This window comes from Mesorhizobium sp. B1-1-1 (assembly GCF_006442955.1).
GTDB lineage: Bacteria > Pseudomonadota > Alphaproteobacteria > Rhizobiales > Rhizobiaceae > Mesorhizobium.
In genome coordinates this window covers 392,861-416,111 of sequence record NZ_VFWW01000006.1, presented here as the reverse complement: position 1 = coordinate 416,111, position 23,251 = coordinate 392,861, and the positions used below count along the sequence as shown (strand labels likewise).

Genomic DNA, 23,251 nt, shown 5'->3' with positions numbered 1-23,251 from the left:
GGAAGGCGGCTTCGTTTAGGAAATTCCCGAACCAAGGACTGGAGCGGGCATGATTCGTCTCATTGGCTATTTCTTCGGTATCGGCACGACGCTGGCCCTGCTGGTCGCGGCGGGGGTTGCCATCTATATCGGGCATTTGTCCAAGGATCTGCCCGACTATGAGGTGCTGGCCAAGTACGAGCCGCCGGTGACCACCCGAATCCATGCCTCGGACGGCGCGCTGATGGCCGAGTACGCGCGCGAACGGCGCCTGTATTTGCCGATCCAGGCCATCCCCGACCGCGTCAAGGCGGCCTTCCTGTCGGCCGAGGACAAGAATTTCTACAACCACCCCGGCATTGACGTGACCGGCCTGGGCCGCGCTATCATCGTCAACCTGCAGAATTTCGGCTCGGGCAGGCGTCAGGTTGGCGCCTCGACGATCACCCAGCAGGTGGCGAAGAATTTTCTGCTGACCTCGGACCAGACCTACGAGCGCAAGATCAAGGAAATGATCCTCGCCTTCCGCATCGAGCAGGCCTATTCCAAGGACCGCATTCTCGAACTCTACCTCAACGAAATCTTCTTCGGTTTCGGCGCCTATGGCGTGGCGGGTGCCGCGCTCACTTATTTCGACAAGTCGGTGAACGAACTGACCGTGGCCGAGGCCGCCTATCTGGCCTCGCTGCCCAAGGGGCCGAACAATTATCACCCCTTCAAGCATGCCGACCGCGCGCTTGAGCGCCGCAACTGGGTCATCGACCAGATGGTCGAGAACGGCTACGTTACGCGCGAGGAAGGCGACAAGGCCAAGGCGGAGCCCCTCGGCGTCACACCGCGCCGCAACGGCACCTATCTGTTCGCCGGCGAATACTTCACCGAGGAGGTGCGCCGCCAGATCATCGCCCGCTACGGCGAGAACGCGCTCTATGAAGGCGGCCTGTCCGTCCGCACCACGCTCGACCCGAAGATCCAGCTCATCGCCCGCAAGGCGATGCAGAACGGCTTGATCAAATACGACACGCTGCGCGGCTACCGCGGGCCGCTGAAGACGATCGACGTGTCCGGCGACTGGGGTGTGCCGCTGGGCAATGTGAAGGGACTGGAAGACGTTCCCGAATGGAAGCTCGCAGTCGTGCTCGACAGTTCGGCATCCGGCCTGTCGATTGGCTTGCAGCCGGCACGCCAGGCGTCGGGCGACATCGTCAAGGAGCGCGTCGAAGGCACCGTCAGCAAGGAAGACATGGGCTTTGCCATGCGCCATGTGGTCGGCGGCAAGACGGTCAGGGCCAAGTCGCCGGCCGATGTGCTGAAGCCGGGCGACGTCGTCTTCGTCCAGAAGAACGAAGGCTCCGACGACGCCTACAGCCTGCGCCAGGTCCCCGAAGTGGAAGGCGGCCTAATCGCCATGGATCCACACACCGGCCGCGTGCTGGCCATGGTCGGCGGCTTCTCCTACGCGCAGTCGGAGTTCAACCGCGCCACCCAGGCCATGCGCCAGCCCGGCTCTTCGTTCAAGCCGATCGTCTATTCCGCGGCGCTCGACAATGGCTATACGCCGGCGTCGGTGATCATGGACGGGCCGATTACCATCCAGAGCGGCAACACGACCTGGACGCCGAAGAACTACGACGGCACGGTCGCTGGTCCGGCAACCCTGCGCTCCGGCATCGAAAAGTCGCGCAACCTGATGACTGTGCGCCTCGCCAACGACATGGGCATGAAGCTGGTCGTCGAATATGCCGAGCGTTTCGGCGTCTATGACCATCTGGCGCCGTATTTGCCGATGGCGCTGGGCTCCGGCGAGACGACGGTGATGCGCATGGTTTCGGCCTATTCGATCATGGCCAATGGCGGCAAGTCGATCAAGCCGACATTGATCGACCGTATCCAGGACCGCTACGGCAAGACCGTCTTCAAGCAGGACGAACGCGGCTGCGAAGGCTGCAACGCGGCCGAATGGCAGAACCAGCCCGAACCTGAGCTTGTCGATAATTCCGAACAGGTTCTCGATCCGATGACCGCCTACCAGATCACCTCGATGATGGAAGGCGTCGTCCAGCGCGGCACCGGCGCCACCATCGCCGAGCTCGGACGCCACATCGCCGGCAAGACCGGCACCACCAACGACGAAAAGGACGCCTGGTTCATCGGTTACACGCCGAACCTCGTCGTCGGCCTCTATATGGGCTACGACACGCCGCGCGGCCTTGGCCATGGCGCCACCGGCGGCGGCCTCGCCGCTCCTATCTTCAAGGATTTCATGCGCGTGGCGCTGGATGGCACGCCCAATGTCGACTTCAAGGTTCCCGAAGGCATGAATCTGGTCGCCATCAACCGCAAGACCGGCATGCGGGCCAATTCGGGCGATCCCGGCACCATCATCGAGGCCTTCAAGCCGGGCACCGGGCCAGCCGACAGCTATTGGGTGATCGGCATGGGCGCTGACGGGTCCAATGCCTCCGGCGGCGCGCTGTCGCCTCAGGCCAACCAGGCCATCCAGTCGGGCGGCGGCGGCCTCTACTGACGGGTATGCATGCAGGATTGGGCCGGCCCTGGGCCGGTCCAATTTGCTTTACAGGCGGCGGCGCCGTCCCTATGTATCGCGCCGACCAGGCGTCACTTTCAGCAACAGGATAAAACATCAGGCCATGCGCGCGGAAACGCAGAATATTGTCGACGAGATCAGGCAGGCAATTACCCTGCTGAGGAGGCATCTTTGACTGGGATCAGGCCATAAAGCGGCTTGAATATCTCAACGTCCGCGCCGAGGACGCCAGCCTCTGGAACGAACCGCTGGAAGCGCAGAAGCTGATGCGCGAGCGCCAGGGCCTCGAGGAAGGCATCGCGGCGGTCAGGGGCCTGACCCAGGCGCTGGAAGACAATATCGGCCTGATCGAACTCGGCGAGGAAGAGGGCGACGAGAGCGTCGTTGCCGAGGCTGAGGCAGCGATCCGCTCGATGCAAGGCGAGGCGAAGGCCCGCCAGGTCGAGACGCTGCTGTCGGGCGAAGCCGACGCCAACGACACCTATCTCGAAATCCACGCAGGCGCCGGCGGCACCGAAAGCCAGGACTGGGCCTCGATGTTGCTGCGCATGTACACGCGCTGGGCCGAGCGCCGCCGCTTCAAGGTAGAGGTGCTGGAAGTGCATGACGGCGAAGAAGCCGGCATCAAGTCCGCGACGCTGCTGATCAAGGGCCACAATGCCTATGGCTGGCTGAAGACGGAGTCCGGCGTCCATCGCCTGGTGCGCATTTCACCCTATGACAGCAACGCGCGCCGGCACACGTCCTTCGCCAGCGTCTGGGTCTATCCCGTCATCGACGATACGATCGAGATCGACGTTTCCGAATCCGACGTGCGCATCGACACCTATCGTTCGTCCGGTTCAGGCGGCCAGCACGTCAACACCACCGATTCGGCGGTGCGCATTACCCATCTCGCCACCGGCATAGCGGTCGCCTGCCAGGCCGAACGTTCGCAGCACAAAAATCGGGCAAAGGCCTGGGAGATGCTGCGCTCGCGGCTTTACGAGGAAGAGCTGAAGAAGCGCGAAGCCGTCGCCAACGCCACCGAAGCATCGAAGAGCGACATTGGCTGGGGTCACCAAATCCGCTCCTACGTGCTGCAGCCCTATCAGTTGGTGAAGGATCTGCGCACAGGTGTCGAAAGCACCAGCCCGTCGAGCGTGCTCGATGGCGACCTCGATGACTTCATGGAAGCCTCGCTGTCGCAACGCATCGAGGGTGGTGCTGGGGAAGCGGTGGCGGACCTGGATTAGGGCCGGCGCCTACAGTGCCACACATTTGGATTGGATGATGGCTCGCAAGCTTGTTGGAAAGTGCTTCTGCGGCGCGGTGCGCTATGCGGTCGCTGACGAGTTCCTGTACGCGGCGAATTGCCATTGCTCGAACTGCCGGCGCACGACAGGTTCGGCTTTCAAGCCCTTCGCGGGCATCGAACGCGCCAAGTTTGTCTTGACCAAGGGCCACGACATGTTGCTGGTCTTCGGCGACGACAACGGCCATGACGCGCACTGCAAGCGGTGCGGTTCGCTGCTCTATTCGGTCGTGCGCCAGGGCGCCTTCGTCCATGTCGCGATGGGAACGCTCGTCGACAACCCGAGCATCCGCCCGACCGAGCATATCTTCGTCGGTTCCAAGGCGCCGTGGTACACGATCAGCGACGGCCTGCCGCAGTATGACGAACACGTGATCACAGGACCTGCTGGCGAATAGGCCGGAACTTCTCTCGCTGAATCTCGTTATCTGCGATCCCGTCTGCTGGGCATGGTTGTGCCTGCCTATCCAATCGAGAGACGGCGCCTGTTTTCTGTTGCCGATGCGCGGCATTCAGCCTGCGACATCGGCATGCAGTGGTTTCTTGCGCCGACTCACAAATCGGCCCACCATCCATGGTCGAGGGGAGACAAAAGCATCTATGGCCGGGCGCGGCAGAAATGCCTGCTGACGATCCGGCCGCTGGGAAGACACGTTTCAGGAACGGGCAAGCGAAACGCTTGATGCTCGTCGAAAGGAGCGCTTCCATGTCTGCTGCCCCATCAAAATCGGCTCGGGCCGCGGTGGGCCGACTCATGCTCTGCCTGCTTGCAATCGCAGCGATTGCGTTGCCGATGGCGCCTGCCTTCGCCCACGACGCCAAGCCTACAGCGGCGAAGCCGCTGGGTTGGAGCTATCCATTCGCATGCTGCGCTAACTACGATTGCCGCACGGCCCATACTGGCGAGGTTTTGGAAAAACCCGAGGGTTATGTGATCGCCGGCACGGGGGAAGTTGTCCCGATGACCGACAAGCGTGTGAAGGACAGCCCGGACGGCGAATTCCACTGGTGCGCGCATCAAGCGGGTCTAGACGCCGGTAAGACGATCTGCCTGTTCGTGCCGCCGCGCTCCTACTAGGCCCGGGAAGCGCAGCGGCGACCGGCCCGGACCGCGATGGGCGGGGGCCTGCTGACGGACGGTTGCCAGGACCGCTCCTTTGTGTTGCGTTGCCTGCGGGCGGCGGACAAGGGAGAGGTGACGTCCATGACCATCAAGGGAAGCTGCCACTGCAAGGCGACGATATTCGAGGTTTCGCAAGCGCCGCAGACGCTGACGCAGTGCACTTGTTCGTTCTGCTCGAAACGCGGCTCGCTTTGGGCCTACTACACTCCTGCGCAGTTCAAGCTCCTCACGCCGCAGAAGAATGTTTCCTTCTATCAGTGGGGATCGAAGACCGTTAAGCACGGTTTTTGCGACACCTGCGGCTGCGGGACCTTCACCGAAACACCGGACTGGTCGAGCGGAGAGCCGGATTTCGACAATCCCAAGATCAGCGTCAACTCGCGGTTGTTCGACGATTTCGACCTGGACAAGGTCGAAGTGGTGGCCATCGACGGCCGGAATCTCTGGTAGATTCCTGGACGCCCAATCGGGAAATCGTGCCCCGGGGAAAAGCCGTTGCCGGTGTTTTTCCCGTTCCGCTTTTCGCCGCATTTCATGGTACAAGTCGCGCGAAGGGCTGATTTGGCGCCACCGCAAGGCGTGACTTGGAGAGGGACAATCCTATGAAGAAGACCGTGCTCGTCGTCGTGGCGACGGCTGTGCTGGTGAGCGCCTGCACCACCACCGATCCGTATACCGGCGACCAGAAAATTTCCAACACGGCGGCCGGTGCCGGCCTCGGCGCCTTGGCCGGCGCCAGCCTTGGCCTGCTTGCGGGCGGCAATGATCGTCGCAACGCGCTGATCGGCGCCGGCATCGGGGCGCTGGCCGGCGGCGCCATCGGCGCCACCATGGACCAGAACGAAGCCGAACTGCGCCGGCAGTTGGAGGGCACAGGCGTCAGCGTCACCCGCTCCGGCGACCAGATCATCCTCAATATGCCGTCCGATATCACCTTCAACGTCGATCAGGATGCGGTGAAGCCCGGCTTCTACCAGGTGCTGAATTCGGTCGCGCTGGTGCTGAAGAAGTTCAAGCAGACCACGGTCGACGTGTTCGGCCATACCGATTCGACCGGCGGCGACCAGCATAATTTCGATCTGTCGCAGCGCCGCGCGCTGGCGGTCGCCAACTACCTGGCTGGCCAGGGCGTCGATTCGCGCCGCTTCGCCGTCACGGGATTCGGCAAGACCCGTCCGGTAGCGTCCAATGCCACCGCCGAGGGTCGCGCTCAAAACCGTCGCGTCGAGATCCAGCTTTCGCCGCTCACCTGAGCAGCATCGATCAGAATGCAAAAACGGCCTCGCAAGGGGCCGTTTTTGTTTGCAAAATGCGACCGACGGCCAGGCCTGCGGCCCCCAGGGTTCTTCCATGATGTTACGGTGAGGTCGGCTTATCGACCGTCGCTCGTTGGGTCAGGCGCTGCCGCCGGACGACATGGGCAACGATCAGCCCATGAATGAGCAGCCCGACCGTAAGTCCAAGGATATGGAAGCCCGTTCCCGAACCGGAAAGCGTCAGGATCGACCAGCTGGATGCGGGTACGAACAAGACAATTGCGGTGATGAGCCCGGGGTTATAGCTGCGCATCCTGATGGCCTGCGCGATGTGAACCAAAGCGTTGATCAGGGTGGTGTAGGCGGCGATCAGCCCTATCCCGGCATTGACCGTGACAGCGAGGGTGAAAACCAGGGAATAGATGCCCCATACACCCGGTACGTTGATCACAAAGACATCGAAGCGGGTAAGCAGCGGCGCCCCACCGCCGAGCATCTTGTTGCCGAAAAGCCGGAACCGGTCCTCGGCATGCTCCTCGTATTGGTGGAGCATGTAAATCGGAATCAGCAGGAAGACGGTGAGCTCGGCTGTCTCCAATTGAGCGGCCAGCCCGATCGCCACCACGCACAGAGTGAGGCCGGCGAGCACGCCACCATAGACCCAATCTTCCACCAGACGCTTCATCACGCCACCTTCGGCGAGGCCGTGCGTCCTTGCAACACACGACGATATCAGACGTTGGCAACGATGCGCATGAAGGCCGGTGTGTCGTCGCCGAAGCCAACGGTGGCGTCGCTCGGCGATGACGGCAACAGCTTCACCGGCCGCGACCCGCCGCTCTCAGATTGAGATTGGCGCGCCAGAGAATTAGCCAGCCCTAAATAACCGCTTTCCCGCAGCCATGGAAAGGAATAGCATCGTCGCTGTTCCGGAGGGGATGAGGCGGTACACTTGGCCGCGCAATAAGCATTTCAGCCTCGGTCTTGCACGGCCAGATCAAAAAAATCTGGGAGGAATGCATGACAAGAACAGCCAGCCTCGGGCGCTGCGGCGTCCTCGTTTTAACAGGTCTTGTAAGCGCATGGTTGGGCGTCGCGGCGGCTCGGGCCGAGGATGCCAACAAAGCTGACATCGAGGCCTTGAAAAAGTCGCTCGCCAAATATGAGGACTACACCGCGGCCGTCCGCGACCTTTATCTGTCGACGGTCGGCTGCGTCTACTATAGCGGAGAAAAGATATCCGGAGCGATGTACTACCCGAAAGGCGCCATGGGCATCCATTTCGTCAACGTCCCAAGTGTCGGCCAAAAACTCGACCCGATGCGCCCCAATGTGCTGATCTACGAGCCGACGAAAAACGGTCTGCGCCTGGTCGGGGCGGAATGGCTGGTGCCGCTGACGCCGGACCTCAAAGAGCCGCCGAAGCTGTTTGGCCAAACCTTCATGGGTCCGATGGAGGGACACTATCCGCTCATCCCGAGGGAGTTCGTCCACTACGATCTTCACGCCTGGCTGGGTGATAATCCGAACGGCATGTTCAGTCCGACGAACCCGAACGTGAAATGCAACAAGGCCGAGTTTCCGATGTTGGAGAAACCGACCAAGATGATGCCTGGGCCGATGTAACGGCCAGCCCAGCCAGGAGCTTGCCGGGAGGGCAAGCCGGATGGCCGTCTTGTCTTGGAACCACTCGTCGGTCAGCCCTTGGCGACGATGCGCATGAAGGCCGGCATGTCGTCGCCGAAGCCAACGGTGGCGTCGTTTTCGTCTTCTCGGTTGCGGGCAGGGCGACGGTCATCGCGCTGGGGCCTGGTGTCGCCGCGCTCCGGTGCACGTCGCTCGCTGCGCGCCGCGGAGCTCTTGCGCTCGGAATTTTCCGAGCGGATAGCGTCCTTGCGCGTGCGCCGCTCACCAGTGCCGGCGACCGTTTCCTCGGCCGCGACCGGCTGTTCCTCGCGCACGGTTTCCGGTGCCGCGTCTTCGCCGTGCTTGGCCTGGCGTCCGCCTCTCTTGCGCTCGCCCCTGTCCTTGCGGTCGTCGTCCTTGCGGCCGGCGCGCCGCGGCGCACCGCGGCCACGGCGCGGTGCTTCGTCCTCGCCTTCGCTGGCCACCACCGTCGACAGGTCACCGTCATGCCACTCGATCTTGGTGCCGATCAGCCGTTCGATGGCGTCGATGTACTTGGTGTCGGACTTGGTCGCGATGGTGAAGGATTTTCCGGAGCGCCCGGCGCGGCCGGTACGGCCGATTCGGTGGACGTAATCCTCGGCATGGATCGGGACGTCATAGTTGAAGACGTGGCTGACATCGGGAATGTCGAGGCCGCGCGCGGCCACGTCGGAGGCGACCAGATACCGCAGCTTGCCGTCGCGGAAATTGGCCAGCATCTGCATGCGCGCGCGCTGGTCCATGTCGCCATGCAGCGCGCCGGCGTCGAAGTCATGTTTCAGCAGCGAGCGGAACAGCTCCGACACCTCGATCTTGCGGTTGCAGAAGATGATGGCGTTCTTCAGCTCCGCATCCTCGGCCTTGATCAGGTTGCGCAGCGTCTCGCGCTTGTCCCAGGGTTTGGAACCGGACTTCACCAGCCGCTGGATGATGTTGGTCGCGGCGGAGGCGGCCTTTGAAACCTCGACGCGCACCGGCGCGTGCAGGAACTTTTCGGTCAGCTTGGTGATCTCGGGCGGCATCGTCGCCGAGAAGAACAGCGTCTGCCGGGTGAAGGGGATCATCTCGCAGATACGCTCGATATCGGGAATGAAGCCCATGTCGAGCATGCGATCGGCTTCGTCGATGACGAGGATCTCGACGCCGTTGAGCAAGAGCTTGCCGCGCTCGCGGTGGTCGAGCATGCGGCCGGGCGTCGCGATGAGCACGTCGGCGCCACGCTCCAGTTTCTTGTCCTGTTCGTCGAACGACACGCCGCCGATCAGCAGTGCGATGTTGAGCTTGTGGTTCTTGCCGTATTTTATGAAGTTTTCCTCGACCTGCGCCGCAAGCTCGCGGGTCGGCTCCAGGATCAGCGTGCGGGGCATGCGGGCGCGGGCGCGGCCCTTTTCCAGTCGTGTCAGCATCGGCAGCACGAAGGAGGCCGTCTTGCCGGTACCGGTCTGTGCTATGCCAAGCACATCCTTGCCCAGAAGCGCGTGCGGAATGGCGCCGGCCTGGATCGGCGTCGGCTTGAGGTAGCCGGCGTCGGTGACTGCGGAAAGGACCTTCGGCGATAGGCCGAGGTCCGCGAAAGTCAACGCTTCTTGAGCGGTCTGGGTGTCTGAGGACAAGTTCTGGCTGTCTTTGGCTGTTCGGGGAAGCGCAACGGCATCCGTCGCGGCAGGCGCCGCGCGCCCGCAAGATCATCACTGCAACTAGGCGCAAGCCCGCGATTTGTCAACACAAACGGCCGGCAATGGCTCGATTGTGAAGTCGTAACCTTAATTACTATGTCTGATCCGGCCGCTTATCCGCGCGCCGGCTCAATATCGGCTCAATAACGGAACTGTTCCGCCAGTATGCGTTCGTTCCAGGAGTGATTGGGATCGAACAGCAAAGTTGCGGTCGCCGTCGCTGATTCCCGCACCGTCACGGAAGCTACGGCCTTGACCTCCGTATGGTCGGCGGCGGCGTTCACCGGCCGCTTTTCCGCCTCTAGTATGTCGAAGCGCACGGTTGCTTTGTTGGAAAGCAAAGCGCCGCGCCAGCGGCGGGGGCGAAACGGGCTGACGGGGGTAAGCGCCAGCAGCGGCGCGTCGAGCGGCAGGATGGGCCCATGCGCCGAAAGATTGTAGGCGGTGGAGCCAGCCGGCGTGGCAATCATCACGCCGTCGCAATTCAGTTCCTCGAGCCGTACCTGGTCATCTATGGTGATGCGGATCTTGGCCGTCTGATAGGACTGGCGCCATAACGCCACTTCGTTGATGGCCAGCGCCGAGACGGTTTCGCCATCCGAGGTAACGGCCTGCATCTCCAGCGGACGGATCGTTTCGGCGACCGCGGCCGCGATGCGCTCGGCGAGACCTCCGGAACGATATTCGTTCATCAGGAAGCCGATGGTGCCACGGTTCATGCCGTAGACCTTTTTGCCGGTTCCCATTGTATCGCGCAAAGTTTGCAGCAGGAAACCGTCGCCGCCCAGGGCCACGACGACATCGGCTTCCGCGACCGAATGCTGGCCATAGCGCGCCGACAGGCTTTCCAGCGCCGCTTTGGCGTCAGGCGTGCCGGACGAGACGAAGGCGATGCTGTTGGCGGCTTTGCTCATGGCTCCCCGACGGTGACCGGTTGGCGGCTGGGCCGGGGTAGCATGGGCGGGCCTGTGTGCAAAGAGAGCCCGCAGACGTGCGGTTCGAACCGGCAGTCGCGAATCATATCAGGGAACGAGCCAATGTGATGGTTAAGGCCGGGCTTAAACTCTCGTAAAGCCGCATCGATCATGTTAGCCGGCATGGTGGCGTGGGGGCGCCCACAGCGATTTTATGCCTTTCAGGATACGAAAGACGCTGTGGCACTTTTGATCGTGCGTGAATCCTTCGAGAGTCGAGCCCGATTCCGGGGACACGCGCCAGCCGGGACCAACATATTGCTGGTAACACGCCTGATCATCATCTCCGTCGTGCTGGGAAGCTTCGCGCTTGTCTTCGCCGAACTGGTGCGCCGCTCGGAAGAAACAAGCCTCAGGCCCTTGCCCACGGCCTCGCGCTGCGGCGATGCTGCCGGAATGCCTTGTCCGCAAAGGGCGCTGTAGGTCAAAACAAGCTGACTGCTAGGAGCGTGGTTGCAGATGGCAGCCGGCCTGGCGTTTCTGTGCCAGATACTCGTCGATCAGCTGGCGATAGCGCACCTTGCCGAAACTCGGGAAATGGCCGCCATGCACGACCGAGACGTCGAGGCCGCGCATGGCAAACATCGTCCCCAAATAATCACCGATATCGGAATGGTAGACGTCGTCGATCAGCGGGCCGTCATAGATGATGTCGCCGGAAAGCAGGATGCCGGTCTTCTTCTCGTACAGCGCGATGCCGCCTGGCGAATGGCCGGGCGTGTGGATCACCTCGAAGGCGCGGTCGCCGAGGTCGACGATATCGCCATGTTCGAGCAGGCGGTCCGCCGGGGCGGGCATGATGCGATAGCGCGCCGTATCCCAACCTTGTGGCTGGCGATCGAACATCTCTTCATTGGCGTAGCGGTCAGCCACCGTCCATTCGTTGCGCGGATCGGTCAGAATCTCCGCCTCGGCGCGGTGCACGCAGCGGTCGGGAAATTCATGGTGGCAGCCTATATGATCGAAATGCGTGTGGCTGGCGACGCAGGTGAGCTTGCGCTCGCTGACCAGCGGCACATGGCGCCTGAGGCTGAAATGGCCAAGCCCGGTATCGAACAGCAGGTCGCGGTCGCGGCCGCGCACATGCCACATATTACAGCGGAAGAACGGTTTGATCCATGGCTCGTGGATCAGCGTGACACCGTCGCCCATGCCGATGGTTTCGTACCAGTCAGGTGCGTCGACGACCGCAAGCATGCCCATGTTCAATCCGTCAGCAGGATGATCTTGTCTGTATCGCAGGAAACCGAGACCGTGTCGCCCGGCTGCACGACGGACGTCGCGGGCAGTTTGGCGATGAATTGCAGCGTGGCGTCTTCAGTGGAGACCGCGAGCACGCGCTTGAAGCTGCCCTGGAAAACGACATCGCTGACCTGCGCCTTGCCCAGCTTTGTGGCGCCTGAGGTCGCGCCCAGGGCAAGGTGCTCCGGCCGGATGGCCAAGGCAACCGCCGATCCCACCGGCAACGCTCCGGACGCCGAGACCGGCCCGACCTGTGTTGCGACAGTGCTTGTCCTGTCCATCATCTCCGCCACCGTTCCGCGAAGAATGGTGCTCTCGCCCATGAAAGTCGCCGAAAAGCGTGTCTTTGGCCGCGCATAGACGCGTTCGGGCGGCCCTTCGTCCTCGATGCGGCCATCATTCATCACCACGCAGTGGTCGGCCAGCGCCATCGCTTCTTCCTGGTCGTGGGTGACGTGGATGAAGGCGGTGCCGACGCGCTTCTGAATTGCTTTCAGCTCATCCTGCATCTGCCGGCGCAGTTTGAGGTCGAGCGCGCCGAGCGGCTCGTCGAGCAGCAGCACCGCCGGCTCGATCACCAGTGCGCGCGCCAGCGCTACGCGCTGCCGCTGGCCGCCGGAGAGCTGGTGCGGCTTCTTGTCGAAGGCGGCATCCAGCCCGACCAGCGCCAGCGTCTCACGCGCCCGCGCGGCGCGTGTCGCGCCATCGACGCCTTGCATGCGCAGGCCAAAACCGACATTGCCGCCGACGCTCATATGCGGAAACAGCGCATAATCCTGGAACACCGTCGTTGTCGGGCGCTTTGCCGGCGGAACGGCGGTGCAGTCCTCGCCTCGGATGAACACCTTGCCTTCGCTCGGTGTGACGAAGCCGCCCAAAATCGACAAAAGCGTCGTCTTGCCGGAGCCCGACGGTCCGAGCAGGATGGTGTAGCTACCGGGCTCGATCCGCAGCGATACGTCTTTCAGCACCGCCAGCTGGCCGAAACGGTGCGAGACCCCGCGGATGTCGACCAGGGGCGCGCTCATGCCGGCTTCCTCCGCAGCAATGTCAGTTCGAACAGCACCACCAGCACGATGGAAACGGCGAACACCAGCGAGCCGACTGCGTTGGTCTTGGGGTTGAGGCCAGAGCGCAGCAGATTCCAGATTTCGACCGGCAGCGTGGTTTCGAAGCGTGTCAGCAGGAAGGAGATCACGAATTCGTCCCAGGAAAAGGTCATCGACAGGAAGAAGCCGGCGAAGATGGCCGGCGCCATGACAGGCACAGTAATCAAGAGCAGCACTTTCCATTCCGGCGCGCCGAGATCGCGCGCGGCGCGCTCGATGTTGATCTGGTGGTCGCCCATCTGGCTGTAGACGATGGCGAAGCAGAGCGGCAGGTTGATCACGACATGGCCGATGCCGGCGGCCATCAGCGATTTCGGCACGCCGGCCCAGTTGAACAGCACCAGCAGCCCCATGCCGATGATGAGATAGCTGACGGTAAGCGGTAGCGTGATCAACCCTCGCAGCAGGGCCGAACCCGGCAGCACGAAGCGCGCGAACGCCCAGGCGCTGAGGAAGCCGAGCGTGACGGCCGCGAGCGACGAAAGGACGGCCACCAGCAGCGAGTTCACCAGCGCCGAGGTCAGCCGCGCATCGGACAGGACGGCCTGGTACCAGCGCAGCGACGGGCCGGTGAAGGGCGGGATGGGGAAGGAGGTTGCCTGCAGCGAGAACAGCACGAGCACGACCACCGGCAGGAAAATGAAGGAATAGATGGCGATCGCGTAGAGACCGGAAGCGGTTCGGACGATCAGGCGCATCTCAGGCCCGCTCGATCTTCAGCCAGCGGGTGCAGGCGAGATAGGCGATGGTCACGACCGCCATCAGGATAATCGACAGGGCGGAGGCCAGCGGAAAATCGCCGCGCCGGCCGATCTGCATCATCACAAGCTGCGGCATGACCAGCTCGTTGTTGCCGCCGAGGATCTGCGGCGTGATGTAGTCGCCGATGCACAGCACGAAGGTCAGGAAGGCGCCGACCATGATGCCGGGCAAGGTCAGCGGCAGGATGACATGCAGGAAGGTGCGCACCGGCCCGGCGCCGAGATCAGCGGCGGCCTTGCGGTAGCTCGGACTGAGCTGCTTCAAATTGGCGAAGATCGTCAGCGTCAAAAGCATGACGAAGAAATGCACGAAGCCGGTCACGGTGGCGAAGCGCGTATTGGCGAGCTGCAGCGGTTCGCTGGTCAAGCCGATGCCGGTCAGCGTCCGGTTGATGACGCCGTTCTGCGCCAGCACCAGAAGCCAGGAATAGGAGCGCACGACATAGGACGTCCAGAACGGCAGCACGGCCAGCATCAGCGCCAGCCGCTGCCAGCGTTCCGGCACCTGTTCGGCCAGGATCCAGGCGAAAGGATAGGCGAGCAGCACCGAGACCACGGTGACGATCGCCGTCACCTCCAGCGAATTCACCATCGCTTGCCAATAGGCAGGATTGGTGAAGAACTGGCTGTAATTGGCTGATGTGAAGCCGCCGCCCTCATGCGACGTCAGGCTGGAAAGCCCCATGGCAATGAAAGGCAACACGAAGAACAGCAAGGTCCAGCCGAGCGCCGGCGTAACCAGCGCCCAGGGCAGGGCCTTGTTTGCGGTGCTGCTCACGACGCCCGTCTACTGCGCCTGCAGCATCTCGGTCCACATGTCCTGCATCTTCTTGTCGAGGTCGGCGTTCGGCGCCGGATAGGCCTGGGCGCGGGCAAGGAATTCGGGCTGCTCGTCGAAGCGCAGGATCTTCTTCTGGTCGTCGGTGAGTGCCGCCTTGCTGTTCGCCGGCATGCCCCAATAGCAGGACGAGGTGGCAAGCCGCGCCTGGCCTTCCGGGCTCATGATGTACTGGATGAATTTCAGCGCCACGTCCTTGTTCTTGGAGTCCTTGAACATGGCCAGCGACTGCGACCACAGCACCGCTCCCTCCTTGGGGATCGAGAAGTCCAGCGCCGGGTTCTCCTTGGCCAGGCCCGCCGTCACCCATTCGCCGCCGCCGACCAGAATATCGACTTCACCGGTGGCGAGCGCTGTCTGGCTGGCGGTCACCTCGCCGACCAGCTTGGCGTTGGCCTTCATCTTGAGCAGTTCGGCCTTGAGGGCGGGAAGATCGGCCTCGGTGAGTTCAGCCGTTTTCTTGCCGATGGCGAGTGCCGCCATGCCGATGACCGGCAGGTAATAATCGTAGATGGCGACCTTGCGCTTGTACTTGTCGCTTGTCAGCGACGCCAAGGATTGCATGTCGGCCGGGTCGACCTTGGTCTTGTTGAAGCCGATCGTGTTGTAGCCGAACTTTTCGGTGATGCCGTAGCGCTTGCCGCCGACCACGGTGGAGTTGTCCATCTTCACCTGCGGAAAGAGGTCGCCCAACGGCAGCTTGTCCTCCGGCAGCGGCTCGAACAGGCCTTTTTCCACGCCGCGCGGCACGTCGATGCTGTCGATCACCATCACGTCCCAGTCGCCGGGTTGCGACTGCTCGACGATGGCGAGCCCTGCGCCGGTGCCCTCGAATTCCTTGACGTTGACCTTGATGTTGTTGGCCTCTTCGAAGGGCTGCAGCAGCGCCGGATCGGCGTGATCGCACCAGATCAGGGCGTTGAGATCGGCGGCCTGGCTGGCGCCGGCTGCTGAGAGCACCAGCGCCGTGGCGCCGCAAGCGGCGCCCAGATGTCTCTTCAGGATTGAAAGCGGATTGTTGGCTGTGGATCGTGCGGACATCGAGTGTTCTCCCTTGCCTTTGTGGCTTCTTGCAAAAAATTGAACCAATTCTAAAATTGAGTCAATTCTGTTTCTGTGGCAGACAGCCGGCATGAGTGGATTGAGGGCAAGGCAAAAGGCCGACCGGCACCGCCGCATCATCGAGGCGGCCGCCGAGCTTTTCCGCGAGGCAGGCTATGAAGGCGCCAAGATCGAGGTGATCGCGGCCCAGGCCGAAGTGTCGATCGGGACGATTTACAATTACTACCAGAATAAGGGCGACATCCTCGGCGCCATCGTCTCCATGGAGGTCAACGAGGTGCTGAATGCCGGGCGAGGCGTGGTCGACAGCCCACCGGCCAATGTCGGCGATGCGCTGGACACGCTGATCGGCATCTATATCGAGCACTCCTTGCACTATCTCAGCAAGGAAATGTGGCGCCAGGCGATGGCGATCTCGACGCAACTGCCCGACAGCCCGTTCGGCCAAGCCTACACGGCGCTCGACCGCGCTCTGACGCAACAGATCCGCGCCCTGATCGCAAGGCTGCAGGAGATCGGCCTGGTGCGGCGCGACATCGACGGGCAGGCGGTGGGTGAGCTGGTCTTCAACAACATGAACATGATGTTCATCGAGTTCGTGAAGCGCGACGAGGCAAGGATAGCGGAACTGCGCGCGGCGATCCGACGGCAGAACCGGATCCTGGTGGCGGCGATCGGGGTGTGAGGATGGAAGCGACCGCGGCATGAAACCAGCTTCCGCTGCCAGTGTGACTGACGATGAGTGCCAACGGCGGCGCCCGTCTACACCGCAAGGCTCCCGTGCACGGTATGGCCTAGCGGCTTGATGTTGCGGGGATGACAGCGTAGCCGCCGGCCTAACCAGCGATCCCTTCGAAGCATCGACCGAAGGGAAAGCAGACGCGCGTCCGCAGTGGCGCAGGTAAAAATCAGTGATCGGTCGGATCGATCTTCGTCAGGCGCTCTCGCGCTTCGGTCACACGCCGCTGCGCGGACCTTATCCTGCTGCAAAGCGCGAGATTGATGCCGACGCCACAGTCTCCGTCCAGCATTTCTTCCGCTCGTTTGAGGGCGAGTTCCGCTCGGCCAATTCGCTGCCTGGCTCTGGCCAGTTCCATGTCCAAGAGTTCGATCATTGTTCCGCTACAGAGTTTGCGGTCCCTTCGATCGTTAACCGTCTCCGGCCGGGTTTGGTTCCGGGTTGGGGCTCGAGACTCAGGACAGCAGGAGAAAGTCGCCGCTTCGGCACCGACCTCATTGCACGCGAAGTCGCCTCTTGAGTTGAATTTGAAATCTGTTACAACTTATAGAGGCAGGCGAAGGGGAGAGATGGTAAATGGGGACGTTTTCAATCTGGCATTGGGCGATCGTACTGCTGATCATCGGCGTGCCTGTTTTCTTTGCGGTTCGCTCAGCCGTGAAGCCGTCACAGGGCCCGGCGGCTCTTGTAGGATTCGGTGGCTGGCTTATGCTACTGGCGATCGGCCAGGTGTTGTCGCCGCTGCGCACGCTCGCCGACTTGGCCGATTCGGCCGAGGGTTACCGCCAACTCATGCCCCTGCCAAATGGACTGGTTGCGGTGTATAGCGAGGTTGCCCTCAATCTGGCATTTCTGGCGCTTCAACTGGTTGTGCTCATTTCGATGCTGCGGCGAAGCCGACGCTTTCCACAATTGTTTCTGGTTCAGTGGATTGCGATACCGGTTGTGTTCGTCCTGGACACGATCTTGATCTCATCAACTCTAGGCGTCCCGGTGAGCCAGATCCTTGCTGGAGATGCGCTGGCGACACCCGTCCTGTCGTTCATCCTCACCGGGGCTTGGGTCGCCTACGTCTGCAAGTCCGTCAGGGTGAAGAACACGTTCGGCGGCGAAGTGGCAGCCGGCCAGGTTGCGACAGCCTCCTAGCGAAAGTCCGCTGGGTTTCGGAGGACACTTCTTCGTTTCGCGAGATCTGGTGTTCTTATAACGGGCTCTGGGTGGCCTGCCACCCGAAGCTCGAAGAGCGAAGGGTGGTGCCCCCGGCAGGAATCGAACCCGCGACCTTCGGTTTACAAAACCGCTGCTCTACCAGCTGAGCTACAAGGGCATGCGGCACCGGTTAGCCATATTTGCGGCGCCAGTAAAGACAAATGTCCGTTTTGAGGTGCTCCTGCCGCTGCGAAGCAACAGACACGGCATCCTGAAAACGGCCAATTCGCTTCCTATATCCTACGGCAGGTGCAATCGCTCGGGCGAGGCCGTCGCATGATCAGATTTGTCATCATCCTGCCGATCGTCGTCATAGCCTGGATGCTGCTGGTGAAGCTCATCAGGAACCTCAAGAACGCCAATATCGACTGGACCGGCGTTACCACCATCATCGGCTTCATCGCGCTCGCCTTCTGGCTGCGCCATGTCACGGGCATGGGGTGGTGAATAGTAGTCAGTAGTCAGTAGTCAGTAGTCAGTAGTCAGTAGTCAGTAGTCAGTAGTCAGCCTGCTGCTCATAGCCTACTACTCACTACTCACTACTCACGATTCATCCCGTCTCCGGCCTTGCCGAAAAAAATCTCCTCCACCTTTCGAACCTTTTCCCGCGCCGCCCCGACTGATGGTCAGAGGCGAATGGGTCGCCTCGATCAAAAGATCCAGGAGATCATCATGTTCAAGCGCACTCTCGTCTCAGGCCTCGTTGCCATCTTCGTCGCCACCGGCGCGCTCGTCGGCACCGTCGGCACGTCGTCAGCCCACGGCATGCACGGCCATCATCATCACCACCACAACCATCACAAGAAGCACTTCAAGAAGTTCTGGTGGAAGCACCACAACCATCATCACCACAAGCACGGCAAGGTGATCATCTTTCTTTGATGGAGGGACCCAATTCTCCCGAAAGGGCGGCTTCGGCCGCCCTTTTTCGTTGGGCGAAATGGGACGGTCATCAATGTCTAGCCAGGCCCTTGCAGGCCGCCGTCAGCATGACCTCCTTGGTTCACGTTCAAAAAAGATTTGAACCTTTTTCTTGTGCCGAACGACAGATGATCAAGAGGCGGATGGGTCGCCTCTCCAAACGAAGCAAGGAGATCGTCATGTTCAAGCGCGCACTCGTTTCCGGCCTCATCGCCACCGCTGTCGCCGCCACCGCACTGGTCGGCACCGTGCAGCCCTCGGCGGCTCATTCGCATCACCACCACCATGGCATCGGCATCGGCATCGCCGCTGGCGTCGGCGGTTTTGTCCTGGGCAGCCTGCTTGCCCAGCCCCGCACCGTCTACGTCGACGAGGGCGGCGGCTCGTGGCACGTCCGCCGCTGCTTCGATCGCTATTCGAGCTACGATCCGGACTCCGACACCTACATCGGTTACGACGGCTATCGCCATTACTGCCGTCTCTGAGAGGAGGAGCACCGTTCAGCACCAGAATAGGGGCTCAGGCGAGCCCCTTTTCTACGCTTGGATGGCGGCACACCTGTTGGATTAGCCGACTTTCACGGAGACGCCTGAACCCTCGGTCATCGGCTTTTGTCGATGCGATCGGCAATGTACAGGCATTTCCCGAAGGCCTAATCTGCTTGGCGATAATCTGCGGGCGATATGGGGGAGGGTGATCCTTGGACGAGCAGGACCCGAAAGAGGAACAGGTCGAAATTATTTTCCGCAACGGCACGGTCACGGCCGTCGGCATCCTGCTGGCGTTTTCGCTGGGATTTATTACGCATTGGGCCGCCAACCCGATCCCGTGGCAGACCTATCATCTCGTCGCCGTGCTGCCGATCCTGGCCGGCATCGCCTTGCAGATGCGGGCACTGTCGCTTCTGCTCGACACAAAGTGCCTGCAGCGGCGCCTCTATGAACGCGCCAACCGCATCTTCATCACCGGCCTTGTCTTCACCGCCTGCGGTGTCGGCATGGCGATCCTGCTCGATTTCTTCGATCTTGCGAGCAAAAGCGCGCTGCCCGGGGCAGGTTGATCATCCGGTTTGCACGCCGCCGATCATCTTGGTTACCTCGGCCGCGGCGCTGTGCACCAGCGGGCCGATCTCGGCCAGCCGCTCAGGCGTCACCCGGACCGTCGGGCCCGACACGGAGACACCGCCGATCGGCTCGCCGAATTCGTTGAAGATGGCTGATGCCACGCAGCGCATGCCTGGGTGCCGCTCCTCGTCGTCGACCGACCAGCCGCGCAGCTTGATCGTCGCGAGATCATGCGCGAGGGCAGGGATGTCGGACAACGTCCTGTCGGTAAAGCGCTGCAGGCCGGCCTTGCGCAGGATGGCTCCGACGCGCTCCGGCTCGAGATGGGCCAGCACCGCCTTGCCGATGCCGGATGCGTGAAAAGGGCTGCGCGTCCCCGGTCGGAAGAAGGCGCGGATTGCCTGGTGCGTCTCGACCTGGCTGACGAACACCACGCAGTCGTCCTCGGCGACGCCGAGATTGGCGGTCTCGCCGGTTTTCTCCATCAGCTCCTGCATGACGATGCGCGCGCGGTCGACCAGCTTGCGGCGGCGCAGGAACGCCGCGCCCATCCGGTAGGTCTCGACGCCGATCGACCAAAGCTGGTCCGAACTGTCGAACTCGACCATGCCGTGGTTTTCGAGCGTCGTCAGCATGCGGTAGGCGGTGGAGGCGGCCAGACCGCTTTGCGCGGATATCTCGCTCAGCGACAGGCCGCTGCCTTCGGCAACGATGGCCAGGATGCGCAAGGCCCGGTCCAACGACTGCACCGAAGCCGCTTCCGAGGGGCCGTTGAAGGCGCGCGGCCGGCCGCGCTGGCGTTTTTCGGCGGTTTCCATGACGCCATCATGCCCGATTTTCCCGAATGGACAATGAAAAAGTTTTTCACGCCTTCTGCATTGCCACTTTTTGGAAAACAAAAAGAGAAAGGAAATCAATTGGCAACGGCAGCTTCCTAGAAATGAAAAAATATTCTGAAAAAATTGAAAAATAGCGGGCTTGCTGACATTCTCGGTCATCCAACAATCACAACCCTGTGGAGGGTCGGAACAATGGCCAGGATGCGCGCTGTCGACGCTGCGGTTCTCGTTCTCGAAAAGGAAGGCATCGCCTGCGCCTTCGGCGTGCCGGGAGCGGCGATCAATCCGCTCTACTCGGCCCTGAAGGCGAGGGGCACGATCCGCCATGTGCTGGCCCGTCATGTCGAGGGCGCCTCGCACATGGCCGAAGGCTTCACCAGGGCCAAGGCAGGCAATATCGGGCTCTGCATCGGCACGTCCGGCCCGGCCGGCACCGACATGATCACCGGGCTCTACTCGGCCGCAGCCGATTCCATCCCGATCCTCTGCATCACCGGCCAGGCGCCGCGGGCGCGGCTGAACAAGGAGGATTTCCAGGCCGTCGACATCGCCGCTATCGCGTCGCCCGTCGCCAAATGGGCGGTCACCGTCATGGAGCCTTATCTCGTGCCGATGGCGCTGCAGAAGGCATTCCACCTGATGAGGTCTTCGCGCCCGGGACCGGTGCTGATCGACCTGCCGGTCGACGTCCAATTGGCCGAGATCGAGTTCGACATCGACGCCTACGAGCCGCTGGCGCCGTTCAAGCCGGCGATGACACGCGCCCAGGCCGAAAAGGCTCTGGCGATGCTCAACGCCGCCGAAAAGCCGCTGATCGTCGCCGGCGGCGGCATCATCAATGCCGATGCGTCGGACCTGCTGATAGAATTCGCCGAGATTACCGGCGTGCCCGTCATCCCGACGCTGATGGGCTGGGGCGCGATCCCCGACGACCATCGGCTGATGGCCGGCATGTGCGGCCTGCAGACCTCGCACCGCTATGGCAACGCGACGATGCTGGAAGCCGACTTCGTCTTCGGCATCGGCAACCGCTGGGCCAACCGCCACACCGGTTCGGTCGATGTCTACACCAAGGGAAAAAAGTTCATCCATGTCGACATCGAGCCGACGCAGATCGGCCGTGTGTTTGCCCCGGATCTCGGCGTCGTCTCGGATGCGGGCGCTGCGCTGAAGATGCTGCTCGACGTCGCCACCGAATGGAAAACGGCCGGAAGACTGCGCGACTGGTCGGGCTGGGCGAAGGAATGCCAGGGCCGCAAGAAGACCATGAAGCGCAAGACGCATTTCGACCAGGTGCCGCTGAAGCCGCAGCGCGTCTATGAGGAGATGAACAAGGCGTTCGGGCGCGACGTCACCTACGTCACCACGATCGGCCTGTCGCAGATCGCCGGCGCGCAGTTCCTGCATGTCTACAAGCCGCGCAACTGGATCAATTGCGGCCAGGCAGGCCCGCTCGGCTGGACACTGCCGGCAGCCCTTGGCGTGCGCGCCGCCGATCCCGACCGCACCATCGTGGCGCTGTCGGGCGACTATGACTTCCAGTTCATGATCGAGGAACTGGCGGTCGGCGCGCAGCACAGGCTGCCCTACATCCACGTCGTCGTGAACAATGCCTATCTCGGCCTGATCCGCCAGGCGCAGCGCGGCTTCTCGATGGATTACGAGGTTAGCCTTGCTTTTGAGAACATCAACCGATCGGACGATCCCGAGGCCGGCTACGGCGTCGACCACGTCGCTGTTGCCGAGGCGATGGGCTGCAAGGCGGTCAGGGTGCGCAAACCGGAAGAATTCGCCGGTGCCTTCAAGGAGGCGCAGCGGCTGATGAAGGAGCATCAGGTTCCCGTAGTGCTCGAATTCATCCTCGAACGCGTCACCAATATCTCGATGGGCACCGAGATCGACAAGATCACCGAATTCGAAGACCTTGCCGAACATCAAGAGGATGCCCCGACAGCGATCGTGATGCTCGACTAGGACGGAAGAAGGACAAAAAGAATGCCGCGTTTTTCAGCCAATCTTTCGATGCTCTTTGGCGAGCATGACTTCCTCGAACGTTTTGACGCAGCTGCCCGCGCGGGCTTCAAAGGCGTTGAATATATAGGCCCCTACGACCATGCGCCCGAGGTGGTGGCCGCGCGGCTGAACAAGAACGGTCTGACGCAGGTGCTGTTCAACCTGCCGGCCGGCGACTGGGGCAAGGGCGAGCGCGGTATCGCCGTTTTGCCGGACCGAGTGCCGGAATTCCGCCAGGGCATCGCCAAGGCGATCGCCTACGCGCAGGCGCTCGGCTGCTCACAGGTCAATTGCCTGGCAGGCATCGCGCCCGCCGGCGTCGACCGCAAGGTGCTCGAGGATGTGTTTGCCGAGAACCTCGCCTTCGCGGCGGAGAAACTGGAGCAGGCCGGCATCAGGCTGCTGATCGAGCCGATCAACACGCGCGACATTCCAGGCTTCTTCCTCAACTATTCCGACCAGGCGCTGGCGCTGATCGACCGCGTCGGCTCGAAGAACCTGTTCCTGCAATACGACATCTACCACATGCAGATCATGGAGGGGGATCTCACCCGTACCATCGAGGCAAACCTCGGCCGCATCGCGCATATCCAGCTTGCGGACAATCCCGGCCGTCACGAGCCGGGGACGGGCGAGATCAACTATCCCTTCCTCTACGAGCATATCGACCGCATTGGTTATTCCGGCTGGGTCGGCGCGGAATACAAGCCGAAGGCCGGAACTGAGCAAGGGTTGGGGTGGTTCCGGGAACTGGCCGGGCAGGGAAGCGCGGCGGCTTAGCTGTCGAAATCGAACTCGCGTTCCTTCACGCCCTCCTCTGGCCTGTCGGCCATCTCCCCCACCAAGGGCGGAGGTTGGATGTCACCGGCGGCTTCGCTAAATTTTGAACCGGGAAAGTTGGGGCCAGCGCCGAAACTGCCAATCTCCCCACCTGTG

26 protein-coding genes and 1 tRNA gene are annotated in these 23,251 nt (G+C 62.1%); 16 read left to right on the top strand and 11 right to left on the bottom strand.

Going from position 1 to position 23,251, the window contains the following annotated elements; genetic code table 11:
- Positions 1–49: 49 nt before the first annotated feature.
- From FJ986_RS15235 to FJ986_RS15210, 6 genes are all read left to right on the top strand, one after another.
- On the top strand, positions 50–2,506 hold the full coding sequence (locus tag FJ986_RS15235; RefSeq protein ID WP_140493638.1) for a penicillin-binding protein 1A: 2,457 nt from the start codon (positions 50–52) through the stop codon (positions 2,504–2,506).
- 124 nt (positions 2,507–2,630) lie between these two features.
- Positions 2,631–3,762, top strand: a protein-coding gene (prfB, locus tag FJ986_RS15230; RefSeq protein WP_140493636.1) for a peptide chain release factor 2 whose coding sequence is annotated in 2 segments (ribosomal slippage) — positions 2,631–2,696 and positions 2,698–3,762 — 1,131 coding nt in all. Because the reading frame shifts where the segments join, the coding sequence is not laid out codon by codon here.
- Positions 3,763–3,799: 37 nt separating this feature from the next.
- Entirely contained in the window at positions 3,800–4,219 is a 420-nt protein-coding gene (locus tag FJ986_RS15225; RefSeq protein WP_140674818.1) for a GFA family protein, read from the top strand.
- Between the two features lie 308 nt (positions 4,220–4,527).
- Entirely contained in the window at positions 4,528–4,899 is a 372-nt protein-coding gene (locus FJ986_RS15220; protein ID WP_140493631.1) for a hypothetical protein, read from the top strand.
- Positions 4,900–5,025: 126 nt separating this feature from the next.
- Positions 5,026–5,394, top strand: coding sequence for a GFA family protein (locus FJ986_RS15215; RefSeq protein ID WP_140584175.1), 369 nt, complete (start codon positions 5,026–5,028; stop codon positions 5,392–5,394).
- A 152-nt stretch (positions 5,395–5,546) separates the two neighbouring features.
- The gene (locus FJ986_RS15210) at positions 5,547–6,197 is read left to right on the top strand and encodes an OmpA family protein (RefSeq protein ID WP_140493627.1); all 651 of its coding nucleotides are present in this window, start codon (positions 5,547–5,549) and stop codon (positions 6,195–6,197) included.
- 103 nt (positions 6,198–6,300) lie between these two features.
- On the opposite strand, the gene FJ986_RS15205 is transcribed toward FJ986_RS15210, so the two are convergent.
- The gene (locus FJ986_RS15205) at positions 6,301–6,885 is read right to left on the bottom strand and encodes an HXXEE domain-containing protein (protein WP_210241337.1); all 585 of its coding nucleotides are present in this window, start codon (positions 6,883–6,885) and stop codon (positions 6,301–6,303) included.
- 335 nt (positions 6,886–7,220) lie between these two features.
- Between FJ986_RS15205 and FJ986_RS15200 the strand changes: the two genes are divergently transcribed.
- Complete coding sequence (locus FJ986_RS15200) at positions 7,221–7,826, top strand: hypothetical protein (RefSeq protein WP_140674860.1); 606 nt, start codon at positions 7,221–7,223, stop codon at positions 7,824–7,826.
- A 71-nt stretch (positions 7,827–7,897) separates the two neighbouring features.
- Here FJ986_RS15200 and FJ986_RS15195 read toward each other — a convergent pair whose 3' ends face one another.
- Together FJ986_RS15195 and FJ986_RS15190 are read right to left on the bottom strand one after the other, a co-directional pair.
- A complete protein-coding gene (locus FJ986_RS15195) occupies positions 7,898–9,481 on the bottom strand; it encodes a DEAD/DEAH box helicase (protein WP_181181889.1) in 1,584 nt (527 codons plus the stop codon).
- A gap of 203 nt (positions 9,482–9,684) precedes the next feature.
- The gene (locus FJ986_RS15190; protein WP_140493621.1) at positions 9,685–10,458 is read right to left on the bottom strand and encodes an NAD kinase; all 774 of its coding nucleotides are present in this window, start codon (positions 10,456–10,458) and stop codon (positions 9,685–9,687) included.
- 318 nt (positions 10,459–10,776) lie between these two features.
- Here FJ986_RS15190 and FJ986_RS30480 point away from each other — a divergent pair, with 318 nt between their 5' ends.
- Positions 10,777–10,941 (top strand): hypothetical protein, encoded by a 165-nt coding sequence (locus tag FJ986_RS30480; protein ID WP_181167386.1) that lies wholly within the window; start codon positions 10,777–10,779, stop codon positions 10,939–10,941.
- Positions 10,942–10,959: 18 nt separating this feature from the next.
- On the opposite strand, the gene FJ986_RS15185 is transcribed toward FJ986_RS30480, so the two are convergent.
- From FJ986_RS15185 to FJ986_RS15165, 5 genes are read right to left on the bottom strand one after another with little or no spacing between them, the layout of a single operon-like run.
- Entirely contained in the window at positions 10,960–11,721 is a 762-nt protein-coding gene (locus FJ986_RS15185) for an MBL fold metallo-hydrolase (RefSeq protein ID WP_140674812.1), read from the bottom strand.
- Between the two features lie 2 nt (positions 11,722–11,723).
- Entirely contained in the window at positions 11,724–12,788 is a 1,065-nt protein-coding gene (locus FJ986_RS15180; protein ID WP_140674809.1) for an ABC transporter ATP-binding protein, read from the bottom strand.
- Entirely contained in the window at positions 12,785–13,567 is a 783-nt protein-coding gene (locus FJ986_RS15175) for an ABC transporter permease (RefSeq protein ID WP_140674806.1), read from the bottom strand. Before FJ986_RS15175 ends, FJ986_RS15180 begins: the two co-directional genes overlap by 4 nt.
- 1 nt (position 13,568) lies before the next feature.
- Complete coding sequence (locus FJ986_RS15170) at positions 13,569–14,408, bottom strand: ABC transporter permease (RefSeq protein WP_140674804.1); 840 nt, start codon at positions 14,406–14,408, stop codon at positions 13,569–13,571.
- 9 nt (positions 14,409–14,417) lie between these two features.
- Positions 14,418–15,509, bottom strand: coding sequence for a spermidine/putrescine ABC transporter substrate-binding protein (locus FJ986_RS15165; RefSeq protein ID WP_140674801.1), 1,092 nt, complete (start codon positions 15,507–15,509; stop codon positions 14,418–14,420).
- A 91-nt stretch (positions 15,510–15,600) separates the two neighbouring features.
- Here FJ986_RS15165 and FJ986_RS15160 point away from each other — a divergent pair, with 91 nt between their 5' ends.
- On the top strand, positions 15,601–16,215 hold the full coding sequence (locus FJ986_RS15160) for a TetR/AcrR family transcriptional regulator (RefSeq protein WP_140671697.1): 615 nt from the start codon (positions 15,601–15,603) through the stop codon (positions 16,213–16,215).
- A 223-nt stretch (positions 16,216–16,438) separates the two neighbouring features.
- Here FJ986_RS15160 and FJ986_RS15155 read toward each other — a convergent pair whose 3' ends face one another.
- Positions 16,439–16,645, bottom strand: coding sequence for a hypothetical protein (locus FJ986_RS15155; protein WP_140674799.1), 207 nt, complete (start codon positions 16,643–16,645; stop codon positions 16,439–16,441).
- A gap of 200 nt (positions 16,646–16,845) precedes the next feature.
- Here FJ986_RS15155 and FJ986_RS15150 point away from each other — a divergent pair, with 200 nt between their 5' ends.
- Positions 16,846–17,415: a DUF2569 family protein gene (locus FJ986_RS15150; protein WP_140674796.1), complete on the top strand. Its 570-nt coding sequence runs from the start codon at positions 16,846–16,848 to the stop codon at positions 17,413–17,415.
- 105 nt (positions 17,416–17,520) lie between these two features.
- Here FJ986_RS15150 and FJ986_RS15145 read toward each other — a convergent pair.
- Positions 17,521–17,596 (bottom strand) — tRNA-Thr (locus tag FJ986_RS15145).
- Between the two features lie 158 nt (positions 17,597–17,754).
- Here FJ986_RS15145 and FJ986_RS15140 point away from each other — a divergent pair.
- From FJ986_RS15140 to FJ986_RS15125, 4 genes are all read left to right on the top strand, one after another.
- On the top strand, positions 17,755–17,925 hold the full coding sequence (locus FJ986_RS15140) for a hypothetical protein (protein ID WP_140517626.1): 171 nt from the start codon (positions 17,755–17,757) through the stop codon (positions 17,923–17,925).
- A gap of 225 nt (positions 17,926–18,150) precedes the next feature.
- Entirely contained in the window at positions 18,151–18,360 is a 210-nt protein-coding gene (locus tag FJ986_RS15135; protein WP_140525533.1) for a hypothetical protein, read from the top strand.
- Between the two features lie 218 nt (positions 18,361–18,578).
- A complete protein-coding gene (locus FJ986_RS15130; protein ID WP_140525532.1) occupies positions 18,579–18,884 on the top strand; it encodes a BA14K family protein in 306 nt (101 codons plus the stop codon).
- Between the two features lie 215 nt (positions 18,885–19,099).
- Positions 19,100–19,459: a hypothetical protein gene (locus FJ986_RS15125; protein ID WP_140674793.1), complete on the top strand. Its 360-nt coding sequence runs from the start codon at positions 19,100–19,102 to the stop codon at positions 19,457–19,459.
- Here the strand turns inward: FJ986_RS15125 and bhcR are convergent, their stop codons facing one another.
- On the bottom strand, positions 19,460–20,281 hold the full coding sequence (bhcR, locus tag FJ986_RS15120; protein WP_140517623.1) for an HTH-type transcriptional regulator BhcR: 822 nt from the start codon (positions 20,279–20,281) through the stop codon (positions 19,460–19,462). It abuts the gene before it with no gap.
- 213 nt (positions 20,282–20,494) lie between these two features.
- On the opposite strand from bhcR, the gene gcl reads away from it, so the two are divergent.
- Together gcl and hyi are read left to right on the top strand one after the other, a co-directional pair.
- The gene (gene gcl / locus FJ986_RS15115; protein ID WP_140655961.1) at positions 20,495–22,276 is read left to right on the top strand and encodes a glyoxylate carboligase; all 1,782 of its coding nucleotides are present in this window, start codon (positions 20,495–20,497) and stop codon (positions 22,274–22,276) included.
- A 21-nt stretch (positions 22,277–22,297) separates the two neighbouring features.
- Positions 22,298–23,095, top strand: coding sequence for a hydroxypyruvate isomerase (gene hyi, locus FJ986_RS15110; RefSeq protein ID WP_140558703.1), 798 nt, complete (start codon positions 22,298–22,300; stop codon positions 23,093–23,095).
- Positions 23,096–23,251 lie beyond the last annotated feature (156 nt).